The following is a 14737-nucleotide window of genomic DNA, read 5'->3' on the forward strand; positions in this document are numbered from 1 at the left end:
CGGCCGGCGGACGCCCCCGTGTCCTCTCGATCCGCGGCGGATCACCGGACAGACCACTTGGTATGTCGGGTATGTATCGCGGAGGTCACGGCTTCGGGGAGGCCGGGCGCGAGCTCTTTCACGCCACAGCCTTCCCCTTTAGTCTGATCACCCACTCGGTTGTTACTCGCGGGTTACGCATCACACACAGGCAAGTACGGACAGAACAGACCTCGAACACCCCCCTTCACCACCCCACCACTCCCGGTACACCGAGTCTTGGAGCCACCCCCCTGCACCGTCGCGGGCCCCGGAGGATGTCGTGAGCGACCCACAGACCCTGATCGAGAACCGTCCGCCCTCGGTGGCGAATCTCTTCCTGGAGCGCGTCGAGGCCACGCCGGACGGGGAGGCGTACCGCTATCCCGTGCCTCCCGCCTCCGGCCAGGGCCCCGACGACTGGCGCTCCTACACCTGGGGCGAGGCCGCGCGGAAGGTCTTCGCGACCGCCGCCGGTCTGATGGACCTGGGGGTGAGGCCCGAGGAGCGGGTCGCCATCGCCTCCAACACCCGGGTCGAGTGGATCCTGTGCGATCTCGGCGTGCTGTGCGCCGGAGCGGCCACCACCACGGTCTACCCGAGCACCAACGCGGAGGAGACCGCCTACATCCTCGCCGACTCCGAGAGCCGGGTGCTGATCGCCGAGGACGCCCGGCAGCTCGCCAAGGCGCGCGAGCGCCGCGCCGAACTGCCGAACCTCGCCCACGTGGTCGTCATCGAGTCCAAGGACGCGGTGCCCGCCGAGGGCGACCCGGAGGGCTGGCTGCTCTCGCTGGACGAGCTGCGGCGGCGCGGCGAGGCGTATCTGGAGCAGCACCCCGAGGCGGTCAAGGAGTCCGTCTCCTCCATCCGCGCCGACCAGCTCGCCACGCTGATCTACACCTCCGGCACCACCGGCCGCCCCAAGGGCGTACGGCTGCCGCACGACGCCTGGTCGTACATGGGCAAGGCCATCGCGGCGACCGATCTGGTCCGGCCCGACGACGTGCAGTACCTGTGGCTGCCGCTGGCGCACGTCTTCGGCAAGGTGCTCACCGCGGGCCAGATCGAGGTCGGCCACGTCACCGCCGTGGACGGCCGGGTCGACAAGATCATCGAGAACCTCCCGGTGGTCCGGCCCACCTACATGGCCGCCGTGCCCCGGATCTTCGAGAAGGTCTACAACGGGGTCGCCGCCAAGGCCCGGGCGGGCGGCGGCGTCAAGTACAAGATCTTCCGGTGGGCGGCCGAGGTGGCCCGCGAGTACGCCAAGGTCACCCAGGACAACTTCCGCCGCACCGGGACGGCCTCCGCGCCCGCCGGGCTGAAGCTCAAGCACGGGATCGCCGACAAGCTCGTCTACGCCAAGATCCGCGAGGCCTTCGGCGGCAGGCTGCGCGCCTGCGTCTCCGGCTCCGCCGCCCTCGCCCCGGAGATCGGCTACTTCTTCTCCGGCGCCGGCATCCACATCCTGGAGGGCTACGGCCTCACCGAGTCCAGCGCCGCCAGCTTCGTCAACCCCGGCGAGGCGTACCGCACCGGCACGGTCGGCAAGCCGCTGCCGGGCACCGAGGTGCGCATCGCCGACGACGGCGAGATCCTGCTGCGCGGCCCCGGCATCATGCAGGGCTACCACAAGCTCCCGGAGAAGACCGCCGAGGTCCTGGAGGACGACGGCTGGTTCCACACCGGCGACATCGGCGAGCTGTCGGACGACGGCTACCTGCGGATCACCGACCGCAAGAAGGACCTGATCAAGACCTCCGGCGGCAAGTACATCGCCCCGGCCGAGGTCGAGGGCCAGTTCAAGGCCATCTGCCCGTACGTCTCCAACATCCTGGTGCACGGCGCCGACCGCAACTACTGCACCGCGCTCATCGCGCTCGACGAGCCCTCCATCACGGGCTGGGCGCAGGAGAACGGGCTCGGCGGCCGGAGCTACGCGGAGATCGTCGCCTCCGACGAGGTGCGCGAGCTGATCGACGGCTACGTCCGGCGGCTCAACGCCGGCCTCCAGCGCTGGCAGACGATCAAGAAGTTCCGCATCCTGCCGCGCGACCTGGACGTCGAGCACGGCGACCTCACCCCGAGCCTGAAGCTCAAGCGGCCCGTGGTGGAGAAGGAGTTCGGCCACCTCATCGAGGAGATGTACGAGGGCGCCCGCGAGGCGTAGGACCGGCCCGAAGGGCCGGAGGGGCACCCGCGACCCCGGCGCCCCTCCGGCCCTTCCGCCGTCCGCGGCTCGCTCCGGGGCGTGCCCCCGGCGCCTGCTCTCAGGGCTTGCGCCCCACCCCGCAGAAGGCGTCCACCTCCTCCTCGGGCTCGCCGTCCGGAGCGGGGTCGGGCCGCCACCGGTTGCACGCCACCACACCGGGCTCCACCAGCTCCAGCCCGTCGAAGAAGGCGGCGATCCGCTCGGGGCTGCGCAGGACGAGCGGGGCGTTGCCGGAGGCGTTCCACACCTCCACGATCCGGTCCGACCGCTCGCCGTGGACGACGTTGGTGCCGTCGTACAGCACCAGGTGGCTGCCCGACGGCAGGGGGTCCATCAGGCGGCGCACGATGCCGTACGCCTCCTCGTCGTCGGTGACGAACTCCATGATCCCCATCAGGAGCAGGGCGACGGGCCGGTCGAGGTCCAGGGTCCTGGCGGCCTCGGCCAGGATGGTGTCGGGGTCGCGCAGGTCGGCGTCGAGGTAGGCGGTGGCGCCCTCGGGGGTGGAGGTGAGCAGGGCGCGGGCGTGGGCCAGCACCAGGGGGTCGTTGTCGACGTAGACGATCCGGGACTCCGGGGCGAGGCGCTGGGCGATCTCGTGGGTGTTGTCGGCCGTCGGCAGACCGGTGCCGACGTCCAGGAACTGCCGGATGCCCGCCTCGGTCACCAGGTACCGCACGGCGCGTCCGAGCAGGGCTCGGGAGGCGCGGGCCAGACGGGGCACGTCCGGGAGGATCGACGTGATCTCGTCGCCGACCCGGCGGTCGACCTCGTAGTTGTCCTTCCCGCCCAGCCAGTGGTTCCAGATCCGGGCCACGTGCGACACCGTGGTGTCGATCGCGGGCGGTGCCTGCCGTGCGGAAGCGGGCGATGCGTCACTCACGGGAGAGCCTCCTGTCGGGGCGTCGTGCAGCGGGCCTGCGATGGCCGCCCACCGTAGCCGCGGCCCCACCGTCTTGTGGAGGGGGCGATCGCCGCCGTCCCCGCACCGGGAGCGGCGCGGGAGGGCCGACGGACTCCCGCCCGCCGTTTTCCCGAATGCCGGTGCGCGCGAGGGCGGTCGGGCCCGATGATGAGCCGGTGATCCACCGCATCAGCACGTTGATCTCGGCGTTCGGCGTCCTGGCCGCGACGCTGCTCCTCGCCGGCGCCGTCCGCGAGTACCGGGCGGGCGCGTCGGCCCTCTGGGTGGGGCTCGGCGTCGTGGTCCTCCTCGGCGCCGCCGTCGCCCTCCTGCGGGACGTGGCGCGCGGCCGGAGAGGAGCCCGGACGCGAACCGTCCCGCCGGACCCCGCGCGGCGGGACACCGACGGCGACGACCCCTGGGCCCCGTGGAGAACGCCCTAGCCGTGTCCCTCCGCTCGACCCGTTCGACGTCCGCCGCTCGCCGGCGGGCGGCCGGACCTCGTGGGAGGGGAGGCCGCGGCGCGGCGGCTCGTCGAAGACCGACGGCTCCCGGCTGCGCGGTGCGCCGGCGCACGCGCTCCGAGCCGCGACCGCCGCCGCACTCCTCGGCCGGCTTCCTCCGGCTCCGACCGTGCTCCGTGATCGGGGAGACAGGCCCCGGCCCGCCGGGTCAGTCCACCAGGTCGCGCACCACGGCGTCGGCCAGCAGCCGGCCGCGCAGGGTGAGCGCCGCACGGCCGCGCTCGTACGCCTCCGGGCGCAGCAGGCCGTCGGCCAGCGCCCGCTCGGCGGCCCGCGCCCCCGCCGGGGCGAGGACGTCCAGTGGTACGCCGTCCACCAGGCGCAGCTCCAGCAGGATCCGCTCGACGCGGCGGTCCTCGTCGGTCAGCAGCTCGCGACCCGCCCCCGGCGAGCGCCCCTCGGCGAGCGCCTGGGCGTAGGCGCCGGGGTGCTTGACGTTCCACCAGCGCACCCCGCCGATGTGGCTGTGCGCTCCGGGGCCCGCGCCCCACCAGTCGGCGCCGGTCCAGTACAGCTCGTTGTGGCGGCAGCGGGCGGCGTCCGAGGTGGCCCAGTTGGACACCTCGTACCAGCCGAAACCGGCCTCCGACAGCTTCTCCTCGGCGATCAGGTAGCGGTCGGCGTGCACGTCGTCGTCGGTCGTGGGGATCTCGCCGCGCCGGATGCGGCGGGCCAGCCGCGTGCCCTCCTCGACGATCAGCGCGTACGCCGAGACGTGGTCCGGTCCGGCGCCGATCGCGGCGTCCAGCGAGGCCCGCCAGTCGTCGTCGCTCTCGCCCGGGGTGCCGTAGATCAGGTCCAGGTTGACGTGCTCGAAGCCCGCCGCCCGGGCCTCGGCCACGCACGCCTCCGGACGGCCGGGGGTGTGGGTGCGGTCCAGGACGGCCAGCACGTGCCGCCGGGCGCTCTGCATCCCGAAGGAGACCCGGTTGAAACCCGCCTCGCGCAGTCCGGTCAGGTAGGCCGGGTCGACGGACTCCGGATTGGCCTCCGTGGTGACCTCCGCGCCGTCCGCCAGCCCGAACTCCTCGCGGACCGCGGCGAGCATCCGCCCCAGGTCGGCGGCGGGCAGCAGGGTCGGGGTGCCGCCGCCGACGAAGACCGTCTCCACCGGCCGCGGGTCGTCGCCGAGCACCTTGCGGGCCAGCCGCACCTCCTCGACCAGGACGTCCGCGAAGTTCTCCCGCGAGGCGAGCACGCCGCCCGAGCCGCGCAGCTCGCTCGCGGTGTAGGTGTTGAAGTCGCAGTAGCCGCAGCGCGTCGCGCAGTACGGAACGTGGAGGTAGAAGCCGAGGGGGCGCTCCGCCGCGCCCGCCAGGGCGTGCGCGGGCAGCGTCCCGTCGGCGGGGACGGGCTCGCCGTCGGGCAGTGCGGAAGGCATGGGACCCATTGTCCGACATCGGCCGCCGGTACCGGACGGGCCGGCGCCGGGACCCGGTTCACGGGCCGGTCGGGCCGCCCACCGTGACGTGGTCGATCAGCCGCTCGACCGGCCCCAGCAGGCCCGGCTCCAGGTCCGTGTAGCTCCGCACGCTCCCCAGGATCCGCTTCCACGCCGCGCCGGTGTGCTCCGGCCAGCCCAGCGCCCGGCACACGCCGGTCTTCCAGTCCTGGCCGCGCGGGACGTCGGGCCAGGCGTCGATGCCCAGCGCGGACGGCTTCACCGCCTGCCAGACGTCGACGTAGGGGTGGCCGACCACCAGCACGTTCTCGTCGGTGATCCGCTCGGCGATCCGGGACTCCTTCGAACCGGGCACCAGGTGGTCCACCAGCACCCCCAGCCGTGCCTCGGGGGTGGGGCCGAACGCCTCCACGATCGCCGGGAGGTCGTCGACACCCTCCAGGTACTCCACGACGACGCCCTCGACCCGCAGGTCGTCGCCCCAGACCTTCTCCACCAGCTCCGCGTCGTGGCGCCCCTCCACGTAGATGCGCCCCGCCCGCGCCACCCGCGCACGGGTGTTCGGCACGGCGATCGACCCCGAGGCCGTGCGCCGGGGCGCCGCGGGGGCGGGCGGCGCGACCGCCCGGGGCCGCACCAGGGTGACGACCTTCCCCTCCAGCAGGAAGCCCCGCGGTTCCATGGGGAAGACGCGGTGCTTCCCGAACCGGTCCTCCAGGGTGACGGTGAACCCCTGCGCGGTCTTCTCGCAGCGGACCACGGCCCCGCAGAACCCGGTCGTGATCTCCTCCACCACCAGGTCCGGCTCGGCGGGCACCTCGGGCGCGGGCCGGGTCCGCTTCCACGGCGGGGTCAGGTCGGGGTCGTACCGTCTGCTGCGCATGCGCTCATTGTGGTACGCGGACGCCGTCACGAAACGCCGAAGCGCCGTGCCAGGGCGTCGCGTTGGGCGCGGACGAAGGCGGCGTCCACCACCGCGCCGTGGCCGGGCACGTACAGCGCGTCCTCGCCGCCCAGGGCGAGCAGGCGGTCGACGGCGGCCGGCCAGTGGAGGGGGTGGGCGTCCGGACCGGCCTGCGGCTCGCCGGACTCCTCCACCAGGTCGCCGCAGAAGACGACGTCCCGCCCGCCGGAGACGCCGGGGACGAGGACGGCCAGGTCGTAGGCGGTGTGCGCGGGACCGACGTTGGCCAGGACCGCCTCCCGGTCGCCCAGCGAGACCGTCAGCTCGCCGACCACCCGGTGGTGCGGGTGGACGAGCACGTCGACGGCCTGGGCCGCCTCCTCGGGGTCCGCGCCGTGCCGCACGGCGTCCTTCCACAGCTCGTCCTTGGAGCGCGCCAGCCACGTGTCGGCCCCCACCGCGGCGTAGACCTCCACCCCGGAGAAGGCGGACGTGCCCAGGACGTGGTCGAAGTGCGGGTGGGTGAGCGCCACATGGGTGATGTGCCGGTCGAAGCGCTCGCACAGCTGCCGTCGGATGCGCGCGCCCTCGCCCAGCGAGGAGCCCGTGTCGATCACGAGCACTCCCGAGCCGCCCGCGACGGCCCCGACGGTCTCGTCCCAGCCGGGCATACGGTGACGAACGACTCCCGGTGCGAGCTCTTCCCATCCGGCCTTCATACGGCGACGCTAGCGCCAACGGGCGGGTGATGCCCGCCGGGCGACGGGAGCGGGTTACCTTCGCTCCACGGCCGCCCTTGCCCTGGTCGTGGTCACCGGCCGTACACTGGCACAGGGAAGCTGGCACTCGACTGTCGAGAGTGCCAGGACAGGAACGAAAGGCACGGCCGGACGGGAGGTGCGCCGAAGTGCTCAGCGAACGCAGACTCGAGGTCTTGCGCGCCATCGTCCAGGACTACGTCGGCACGCAGGAGCCGGTGGGCTCCAAGGCCCTGACCGAGCGGCACAACCTCAAGGTCTCCCCGGCCACCGTGCGCAACGACATGGCGGCCCTGGAGGAAGAGGGGTACATCGCCCAGCCGCACACCAGCGCGGGTCGCATCCCCACGGACAAGGGGTACCGCCTGTTCGTGGACAAGCTCGCGGGCGTCAAGCCGCTGTCCAAGCCCGAGCGGCGGGCGATCCAGAACTTCCTGGCGGGCGCCGTCGACCTCGACGACGTCGTCAGCCGCACCGTGCGGCTGCTGGCACAGCTCACCCGACAGGTCGCCATCGTCCAGTACCCCTCGCTGACCCGTTCGACCGTGCGGCACGTCGAACTGCTGCTGCTCGCGCCCACGCGCCTGATGCTCGTGCTGATCACGGACACCGGGCGGGTCGAGCAGCGCGTGGTGGACTGCCCCGCCCCCCTCACCGAGACGACGCTGGCCGACCTGCGCGCCCGGCTCAACGGCCGGGTGGTCGGCGAGCGCTTCTCCGAGGTCCCCAGGCTGGTGCAGGACCTGCCGGAGTCCTTCGAGCAGGACGACCGCAGCACGATCTCGGCCGTGCTCGCCACCCTGCTGGAGACGCTGGTCGAGGAGCCCGAGGAGCGGCTGGTGATCGGCGGTACCGCCAACCTCACCCGCTTCGTCCACGACTTCCCCCTGACCATCCGGCCGGTGCTGGAGGCGCTGGAGGAGCAGGTGGTGCTCCTCAAGCTGCTGGGAGAGGCCAAGGATTCGAGCATGACGGTACGCATCGGGCACGAGAATGCCCACGAGGGGCTGACCTCCACGTCGGTCGTCTCGGTCGGTTACGGTTCGGGCAACGAGGCGGTTGCCAAGCTCGGCGTGGTCGGACCGACCCGCATGGACTACCCCGGAACGATGGGAGCGGTACGCGCAGTGGCACGTTACGTCGGACAGATCCTCGCGGAGTCGTAAGTGGCGACTGACTACTACGCGATCCTGGGCGTGCAGCGCGATGCCTCGCAGGACGAGATCAAGAAGGCATTCCGCCGGCTCGCGCGCGAGCTGCACCCGGACGTGAACCCGGACCCGAAGACGCAGGAGCGGTTCAAGGAGATCAACACCGCCTACGAGGTGCTCTCCGATCCGCAGAAGAAGCAGATGTACGACCTCGGCGGCGACCCGATGGGTGGCGGCGCGAGCCGGGGCGGCGGCTTCGGCGCGGGGTTCGGGAACTTCTCCGACATCATGGACGCCTTCTTCGGCACCGCCTCGCAGCGCGGGCCGAGGTCCCGTACCCGGCGCGGCCAGGACGCGATGATCCGGCTCGACATCGAGCTGGACGAGGCCACCTTCGGCACCACGAAGGACATCCAGGTCGACACGGCCGTCGTCTGCACGACGTGCAACGGCGAGGGCGCCGCCCCGGGGACGTCGGTGCAGACCTGCGACATGTGCCGCGGTCGCGGCGAGGTCTCGCAGGTCACCCGGTCCTTCCTGGGGCAGGTCATGACCTCGCGGCCCTGTCCGCAGTGCCAGGGGTTCGGCACGATCGTGCCGAACCCCTGCCCGGAGTGCGCCGGCGACGGCCGCGTGCGGTCGCGGCGCAGCCTGACGGTGAAGATCCCGGCCGGTGTGGACAACGGCACCCGCATCCAGCTCGCCGGCGAGGGCGAGGTCGGTCCGGGCGGCGGCCCGGCGGGCGACCTGTACGTGGAGATCCACGAGGTTCCGCACCCGGTCTTCCAGCGCCGCGGCGACGACCTGCACTGCACGGTCACCATCCCCATGACGGCGGCGGCCCTGGGCACGAAGGTCCCGCTGGAGACGCTGGACGGGCTGGAGGAGGTCGACATCCGGCCCGGCACCCAGTCCGGCCAGTCCATCCCGCTCCACCAGCGCGGTGTGACGCACCTGCGCGGCGGCGGCCGTGGCGACCTGATCGTCCACGTCGAGGTGCAGACCCCGACCAAGCTGGACCCGGAGCAGGAGGAGCTGCTGCGCCGGCTGGCCAAGCTGCGCGGCGAGGAGAGGCCGATGGGCCAGTTCCAGCCGGGGCAGCAGGGGCTGTTCTCGCGGTTGAAGGACGCGTTCAACGGGCGGTGAGGCCCCGGCCCGTCGGGGTGTGCCGGGGCGCGGCGCCCGCCTCGGCGGGGCGTGGCAGGATGCGGCCATGTCCTCCGCGTTGACCAGGCTCCTCTCCCGGATCGAGCATCCCGTCGTCCAGGCCCCCATGGCCGGGGGCGCGTCCCGTCCCGAACTGGCCGCCGCCGTCGGCGAGGCGGGCGGGCTCGGCTTCCTCGCCGCCGGGTACAAGACCCCGGAGGCGATGCGCGGGGAGATCCGGCGGCTGCGGACGCTGACCGACCGGCCCTTCGGCGTCAACCTCTTCATGCCCCATTCCGCCGCCGACGGCTCGGGGGCCGTGGCGGCCTACCGCGAGCGGCTCGCGGGGGAGTTCGCCCGGTACGGCGTCGAGCCCGGCGATCCCGACCGGGGTGACGACGACGCGTACGACGCCAAGCTGGCGATCCTGCTGGAGGAGCCCGTTCCGCTGGTCTCCTTCACCTTCGGCCGCCCCTCCCGCCGGGTCCTGGCGGACCTGGCCGAGGTGGGCACCGTCACCGCCGTCACCGTCACCTCGGTCGCCGAGGCCCGGGCCGCCGAGGAGGCCGGGGCCGACGCGCTGTGCGTCCAGGGCGTCGAGGCGGGGGGCCACCAGGGCACGCACCACGACGACCCCGTGTCGGACCCCGCGGCGAACGGCGCCGGACTGGGCCTGCTCGCGCTGCTGGGCCAGGTGCGGGAGGCCGTGTCGCTTCCGCTGATCGCCGCGGGCGGGCTGATGCGCGGCGGGCAGATCGCCGCCGTGCTGGCCGCGGGCGCGGTCGCCGCACAGCTCGGCACGGCGTTCCTGGCCTGCCCCGAGTCCGGCGCGCACGAGCTGCACAAGCGGGCGCTGACCGACCCCGCGTTCCCCCGCACCGAGCTGACCCGGGCCTTCTCCGGCCGCCCCGCGCGCGGCCTGGTCAACCGCTTCACGGCCGAGTACGGCCCCCACGCCCCCGCCGCGTACCCGCGGGTGCACCACCTCACCGCCCCGCTGCGCGCGGCCGCCGCGGCGGCCGCCGATCCGCAGGCCATGGCGCTGTGGGCGGGTCAGGGGCACCGGCTGGCGCGCGCCCTGCCCGCCGGGGAGCTGGTCGGGCTGCTGGCCGACGAGCTGGCGGCGGCCCGCGCCGCGCTCGCCCCGGGGAGGGGCGCGTGACCGCCCCCGTCTTCGTCGCCGACTCCCTCGCCGGGGCGGCCCCCGGCGCCACGTTGACGCTGGACGGACCCGAGGGCCGGCACGCCGTCGCGGTGCGGCGGCTGCGGGTGGGCGAGGAGATCGTCCTCACCGACGGCGCGGGCACCGGGGCCCTCGGCACCGTCGCGGCCGTCGAGGGCAAGGAGCGGCTGGAGGTCGCCGTCGCGGAGGTCCGCGTCGAGCCGGAGCCGAGCCCGAGGATCACCGTCGTCCAGGCCCTGCCCAAGGGCGACCGCGGCGAACTGGCCGTGGAGACGATGACCGAGACGGGCGTGGACGCGATCGTGCCCTGGTCGGCCGCGCGCTGCGTGACGCAGTGGCGGGGCGAACGCGGGGCGAAGGCGTTGCGCAAGTGGCGCGCGACGGCGCGCGAGGCGGGCAAGCAGTCCCGCCGGCTGCGCTTTCCGGAGGTCGCCGAACCGGCCGGCACCCGGCAGCTCCTCCCGCTGCTGGCCTCGGCCGCCTTCGCCGCCGTCCTCCACGAGGAGGGCTCCGAGCCGCTGGCCACGGCCGACCTGCCCGCGGACGGCGAGCTGGTGCTCGTCGTCGGCCCGGAGGGCGGGATCGCCCCGGAGGAGCTGGACGCCTTCGCCGGGGTCGGGGCGCGGCCGTACCGGCTGGGCCCGAGCGTGCTGCGCACCTCGACGGCGGGGACGGCCGCGGCGGCGCTGCTGCTGGGGCGGACCGGCCGCTGGTCCTGAGCGGCGTCTCCTCCGGCGGGCACCGGGCCGTGCCCGCCGTGCCCGCCGGGCCGGACCGGTGCCCGAGCGGGTACGATCCGCTGCGTAACCGACGGATCAAGCCCATCCACAGCGGGAGGCGCCACCGTGGCGGGAGAACCACAGGCCGACTGCCTGTTCTGCAAGATCGTCGCGGGCGAGGTCCCGGCGACCGTCGTCCGCGAGTCGGAGACGACCCTCGCCTTCCGGGACATAAACCCCCAGGCGCCCACCCACGTCCTGGTGATCCCCAAGGCGCACTACCCCGACGCCGCGTCGCTGGCCGCCGCCGCCCCGCAGTTGGCCGCCGACGTGCTGCGCGAGGCGGGCGAGGTCGCCGTCCAGGAGAAGATCACCGCCGAGGAGGACGTGCCGAGCAAGGGCTACCGCATCGTGTTCAACACCGGCGCGGGCGCCGGGCAGACCGTCTGGCACGCGCACGCCCACGTGCTCGGCGGCCGCGGTTTCAACTGGCCGCCCGGCTGAGGGCAGGCCGTTGTCCGTCCGTGAACTGGTCGTGCTGGGCACCGCCAGCCAGGTGCCCACACGCCGCCGCAACCACAACGGCTACGTCCTGCGCTGGGACGGCGAGGGCCTCCTCTTCGACCCCGGCGAGGGCACCCAGCGCCAGATGCTCCGCGCCGGCGTGGCCGCCCACGACCTCACCCGGCTGTGCGTGACGCACTTCCACGGCGACCACTCCCTCGGCCTGGCCGGGGTCATCCAGCGCATCAACCTCGACCGGGTGCCGCACCCGGTCACGGCGCACTACCCGGCGAGCGGGCGGCGCTTCTTCGACCGGCTGCGGTACGCCACGGCCTACCGCGAGACGGTCGAGCTGCGCGAGGAGCCGATATCCGGGGACGGCACGCTGGCCGTCACCGCCGCGTTCACCCTCCAGGCGCGCCGGCTCTCCCACCCGGTGGAAGCCTACGGATACCGCCTGGTCGAGCCCGACGGGCGGCGGATGCTGCCCGAGCGGCTCGCCGCCCACGGCATCACCGGCCCGGACGTCGGCCGCATCCAGCGGGAGGGCGAGCTGCGCGGCGTCACCCTCGACGAGGTGAGCGAGCCCAGGCCGGGCCAGCGCTTCGCGTTCGTCATGGACACCCGGCTGTGCGACGGCGTGTACGAGCTCGCCGAGGGCTGCGACATGCTGGTCATCGAGTCCACCTTCCTGGACGCGGAGGCCGAGCTGGCCGAGGAGTACGGCCACCTCACCGCCGGCCAGGCCGCGTCCGTCGCCGTGGAGGCGGGCGTACGGCACCTGGTCCTCACGCACTTCTCGCAGCGCTACGACGACCCGGCCGAGTTCGTCCGGCAGGCGCGGGCGGCGGGGTACACCGGGGAGCTGACCGTGGCCGAGGACCTGGTGCGGGTGCCGATGCCCCGGCGGCGCCGACCGCCCGCGCCCCCCGGCCCCCGACGGACGGGGGCGCCTCCGCCGTACCGGTGAAAGCGCCCCGTTCCGCCCGGTGTGCGCCCGCCGTCGGGCACACTGGCCGCATGCTCGACCCGCTCGCCTCGCTCCGCACCCCCGACGACCCGCCCTGCGACGTCTACCTGACCGGCACGGTCTTCCTGGACATCGTCTTCACGGGCCTGGACTCCGCGCCCGTGCGCGGCACCGAGTCCTGGGCGCGGGGCATGGGGTCGAGCCCCGGCGGCGTCGCCAACATGGCCACCGCCCTGGCCCGGCTCGGCCTGCGCACCTGGCTCGCCGCCGCCTTCGGGGACGACATGTACGGCGAGTACTGCTGGGAGGCCCTCGAACAGGGCGAGGGCATCGACCTGTCGCTGTCGCGCACCGTGCCCGGCTGGCACTCCCCGGTCACCGTCTCGATGGCCTACGAGGGCGAGCGGACGATGGTCTCCCACGGGCACGAGGCCCCGCCGCCGGAGGAGCCCGCCCCCGACGTGCCGCCCCCCTCCCGCGCCTGCGTCGTCTCCCTGCAACCGGGCGTCCGCCAGGAGTGGGTCGAGACGGCGGCCCGCCGCGGCAGCCGGATCTTCGCCGACGTCGGCTGGGACGAGAGCGGCCGCTGGGACCCGGCCGACCTCGCCGACCTGCGGTACTGCGAGGCGTTCCTGCCCAACGCCGAGGAGGCGATGCGCTACACCCGCACCGACTGCCCCCGCGCCGCCGCCCACCGGCTCGCCGACGTGGTGCCGCTGGCCGTGGTCACCCTCGGCTCGGAGGGCGCCTACGCGGTGGACGGGGGCAGCGGCGAGACCGCCGAGGTGCCCGCCATCGCCGTGGAGGCGCTGGACCCCACCGGCGCCGGCGACGTGTTCATGGCCGGCTTCGTCACCGGCACCCTGGCCGGCTGGCCGCTCGCCGACCGGCTCGCCTTCGCGGGACTGACCGCCGCCCTGTCGGTGCAGGAGTTCGGCGGCTCGCTCTCGGCCCCCGGCTGGGCCGAGATAACGGCCTGGTGGCAGCACGTCCGCTCCTTCGACGACCAGGACCGGGAGGCCCTGCGCCGCTACTCCTTCCTGGACGCCCTGCTGCCCGGCACCGCCCGGCCGTGGCCGCTGCGCCGAGCGGTGCCGACCATCGGGTTCCGGCGGGTGTGAACGGCCCGGCGGGGCCGGATCGGCGCGCGGCGGTCCCGCCGCGATCTCGCGGCGGTCCCGCGGTGGCGGCGTGAGGCAAATCCCTACTGACCTGTCGGTCCCACGGCGTACCCTTGGACTCGAAGCGCACGCCAGCCACAGAGAGGGACGCGCAGGCCACAGAGCCGGCCCATGACTGAGACACAGACAGACCAGGCACGTTCGAACCACACGAGTGCCCAGTTCACCGTTCCGGCCAAGCACCCGATGGTGACGGTGCTCGGCTCCGGTGACTCCCTCCTCCGCGTGATCGAGAAGGCCTTCCCGGCGACCGACATCCACGTGCGCGGGAACGAGATCAGCGCCACGGGCGACGCGACGGAGGTCACCCTCGTCCAGCGGCTCTTCGACGAGATGATGCTGGTGCTGCGCACCGGTCAGCCGCTCACGGAGGACGCGGTGGAGCGCTCGATCGCCATGCTCCGCGAGGCGGAGGACGGACACGGTGGAGAGACGCCCGCCCAGGTCCTCACCCAGAACATCCTGTCCAACCGCGGTCGCACGATCCGCCCCAAGACGCTCAACCAGAAGCGCTACGTGGACGCGATCGACAGGCACACCATCGTGTTCGGCATCGGGCCGGCCGGTACGGGCAAGACGTATCTGGCCATGGCCAAGGCCGTGCAGGCACTGCAGTCCAAGCAGGTCAACCGCATCATCCTGACCCGACCCGCGGTCGAGGCGGGGGAGCGGCTGGGCTTCCTGCCGGGCACCCTCTACGAGAAGATCGACCCGTACCTGCGTCCGCTGTACGACGCGCTGCACGACATGCTCGACCCCGACTCGATCCCGCGCCTGATGGCCGCCGGGACGATCGAGGTCGCCCCGCTGGCGTACATGCGCGGTCGGACGCTCAACGACGCGTTCATCATCCTCGACGAGGCGCAGAACACGAACCCCGAGCAGATGAAGATGTTCCTCACCCGGCTCGGCTTCGACTCCAAGATCGTCGTCACCGGCGACATCACCCAGGTGGACCTGCCGGGCGGCACGAAGAGCGGTCTGCGCCAGGTGCAGGAGATCCTCGAAGGGGTGGACGACGTCCACTTCGCGCGACTCAACAGCACCGACGTCGTCCGGCACAAGCTCGTCGGCCGTATCGTCGACGCCTACGACCGTTACGACGACCGCAACGGCACGACCAACGGCAGCGACCGCGGAAAGTAGCGGTCGCGGAGA

Annotated in this window: 14 protein-coding genes; 10 read left to right on the forward strand and 4 right to left on the reverse strand. The window is 73.5% G+C overall.

Going from position 1 to position 14737, the window contains the following annotated elements; translation table 11 throughout:
• Nucleotides 1–301: 301 nt before the first annotated feature.
• On the forward strand, nucleotides 302–2191 hold the full coding sequence (locus ABD335_RS12580; protein WP_344322357.1) for an AMP-dependent synthetase/ligase: 1890 nt from the start codon (nucleotides 302–304) through the stop codon (nucleotides 2189–2191).
• Between the two features lie 100 nt (nucleotides 2192–2291).
• Here ABD335_RS12580 and ABD335_RS12585 read toward each other — a convergent pair whose 3' ends face one another.
• Nucleotides 2292–3116, reverse strand: a complete 825-nt coding sequence (locus ABD335_RS12585) for an SAM-dependent methyltransferase (RefSeq protein ID WP_344322358.1) — start codon at nucleotides 3114–3116, stop codon at nucleotides 2292–2294.
• Nucleotides 3117–3313: 197 nt separating this feature from the next.
• Between ABD335_RS12585 and ABD335_RS12590 the strand changes: the two genes are divergently transcribed.
• Nucleotides 3314–3580, forward strand: coding sequence for a hypothetical protein (locus ABD335_RS12590; RefSeq protein WP_344322359.1), 267 nt, complete (start codon nucleotides 3314–3316; stop codon nucleotides 3578–3580).
• A 229-nt stretch (nucleotides 3581–3809) separates the two neighbouring features.
• Here the strand turns inward: ABD335_RS12590 and hemW are convergent, their stop codons facing one another.
• Genes hemW through ABD335_RS12605 form a run of 3 tightly spaced genes read right to left on the reverse strand, consistent with a single transcriptional unit; the run spans nucleotide 3810 to nucleotide 6638 of the window.
• Nucleotides 3810–5042, reverse strand: coding sequence for a radical SAM family heme chaperone HemW (gene hemW, locus ABD335_RS12595; protein ID WP_344322360.1), 1233 nt, complete (start codon nucleotides 5040–5042; stop codon nucleotides 3810–3812).
• Between the two features lie 58 nt (nucleotides 5043–5100).
• On the reverse strand, nucleotides 5101–5946 hold the full coding sequence (locus ABD335_RS12600) for a DUF3097 domain-containing protein (RefSeq protein ID WP_344322361.1): 846 nt from the start codon (nucleotides 5944–5946) through the stop codon (nucleotides 5101–5103).
• A gap of 26 nt (nucleotides 5947–5972) precedes the next feature.
• Nucleotides 5973–6638 (reverse strand): MBL fold metallo-hydrolase, encoded by a 666-nt coding sequence (locus ABD335_RS12605; RefSeq protein ID WP_344322362.1) that lies wholly within the window; start codon nucleotides 6636–6638, stop codon nucleotides 5973–5975.
• A gap of 236 nt (nucleotides 6639–6874) precedes the next feature.
• Here ABD335_RS12605 and hrcA point away from each other — a divergent pair, with 236 nt between their 5' ends.
• The 8 genes from hrcA to ABD335_RS12645 all read left to right on the forward strand — a co-directional run bounded on the left by hrcA (nucleotide 6875) and on the right by ABD335_RS12645 (nucleotide 14725).
• On the forward strand, nucleotides 6875–7891 hold the full coding sequence (gene hrcA / locus ABD335_RS12610) for a heat-inducible transcriptional repressor HrcA (RefSeq protein ID WP_344322363.1): 1017 nt from the start codon (nucleotides 6875–6877) through the stop codon (nucleotides 7889–7891).
• Nucleotides 7892–9022, forward strand: coding sequence for a molecular chaperone DnaJ (gene dnaJ, locus ABD335_RS12615; protein WP_344322364.1), 1131 nt, complete (start codon nucleotides 7892–7894; stop codon nucleotides 9020–9022).
• Between the two features lie 67 nt (nucleotides 9023–9089).
• Nucleotides 9090–10184 (forward strand): nitronate monooxygenase, encoded by a 1095-nt coding sequence (locus ABD335_RS12620; protein WP_344322365.1) that lies wholly within the window; start codon nucleotides 9090–9092, stop codon nucleotides 10182–10184.
• Nucleotides 10181–10924: a 16S rRNA (uracil(1498)-N(3))-methyltransferase gene (locus tag ABD335_RS12625; protein WP_344322366.1), complete on the forward strand. Its 744-nt coding sequence runs from the start codon at nucleotides 10181–10183 to the stop codon at nucleotides 10922–10924. The genes ABD335_RS12620 and ABD335_RS12625 overlap by 4 nt, the downstream gene beginning before the upstream one ends.
• Before the next feature lie 126 nt (nucleotides 10925–11050).
• A complete protein-coding gene (locus ABD335_RS12630) occupies nucleotides 11051–11428 on the forward strand; it encodes a histidine triad nucleotide-binding protein (protein WP_344322367.1) in 378 nt (125 codons plus the stop codon).
• A gap of 10 nt (nucleotides 11429–11438) precedes the next feature.
• Nucleotides 11439–12398: a ribonuclease Z gene (locus tag ABD335_RS12635; RefSeq protein WP_344322368.1), complete on the forward strand. Its 960-nt coding sequence runs from the start codon at nucleotides 11439–11441 to the stop codon at nucleotides 12396–12398.
• Nucleotides 12399–12448: 50 nt separating this feature from the next.
• The gene (locus ABD335_RS12640) at nucleotides 12449–13519 is read left to right on the forward strand and encodes a carbohydrate kinase family protein (RefSeq protein ID WP_344322369.1); all 1071 of its coding nucleotides are present in this window, start codon (nucleotides 12449–12451) and stop codon (nucleotides 13517–13519) included.
• Between the two features lie 171 nt (nucleotides 13520–13690).
• A complete protein-coding gene (locus ABD335_RS12645) occupies nucleotides 13691–14725 on the forward strand; it encodes a PhoH family protein (RefSeq protein WP_344322370.1) in 1035 nt (344 codons plus the stop codon).
• The last annotated feature ends 12 nt before the right edge of the window (nucleotides 14726–14737 follow it).

Origin of the sequence: Streptomyces macrosporus (assembly GCF_039533145.1) — a bacterium.
Lineage (GTDB): Bacteria > Actinomycetota > Actinomycetes > Streptomycetales > Streptomycetaceae > Streptomyces > Streptomyces macrosporus.

Excerpts from the sequence above, each read along its gene's own strand:
- ABD335_RS12640 (WP_344322369.1), top strand. The coding sequence starts at position 12,449 with ATGCTCGACCCGCTCGCCTCGCTCCGCACCCCCGACGACCCGCCCTGC.
- ABD335_RS12645 (WP_344322370.1), top strand. The coding sequence starts at position 13,691 with ATGACTGAGACACAGACAGACCAGGCACGTTCGAACCACACGAGTGCC.
- ABD335_RS12600 (WP_344322361.1), bottom strand. The coding sequence starts at position 5,946 with ATGCGCAGCAGACGGTACGACCCCGACCTGACCCCGCCGTGGAAGCGG.
- ABD335_RS12620 (WP_344322365.1), top strand. The coding sequence starts at position 9,090 with ATGTCCTCCGCGTTGACCAGGCTCCTCTCCCGGATCGAGCATCCCGTC.
- hemW (WP_344322360.1), bottom strand. The coding sequence starts at position 5,042 with ATGCCTTCCGCACTGCCCGACGGCGAGCCCGTCCCCGCCGACGGGACG.
- ABD335_RS12605 (WP_344322362.1), bottom strand. The coding sequence starts at position 6,638 with ATGCCCGGCTGGGACGAGACCGTCGGGGCCGTCGCGGGCGGCTCGGGA.